Origin of the sequence: Bartonella queenslandensis AUST/NH15 (genome assembly GCF_000312585.1) — a bacterium.
Lineage (GTDB): Bacteria > Pseudomonadota > Alphaproteobacteria > Rhizobiales > Rhizobiaceae > Bartonella > Bartonella queenslandensis_A.
Map to the genome: position 1 here is coordinate 1 of NZ_HE998305.1, position 270 is coordinate 270.

1 protein-coding gene is annotated in these 270 nt (G+C 38.1%); it reads right to left on the bottom strand.

From position 1 onward, the window contains the following. Positions 1-162: response regulator (locus BN338_RS10275; protein ID WP_039762229.1), on the bottom strand; the 162-nt coding region annotated here is incomplete at its 3' end. Positions 163-270 lie beyond the last annotated feature (108 nt).

The window sequence follows — 270 nt, forward strand, 5'->3', positions numbered from 1 at the left end:
CACAATGTCAGTTAGGAGAAGAGAAAATGGTTCTTCTTGTAAACGTTCATATGCGCTAATACCATTATCGAAATCGGCAACTTCGTAGCCTGCACGTTCTAAGGCTTTTACGAGAAAGCGACGCATATCGTTATCATCTTCTGCGAGCAGGATTCGTTTCATGATTGTGTTCCAATGGCTCCATTTGTCAGAGTTTTTGCCGCATCGATTATACAATACAGAGTATTTATAAAAAAGATGGTAAAATACTCATAATTGAAATGAATGGCA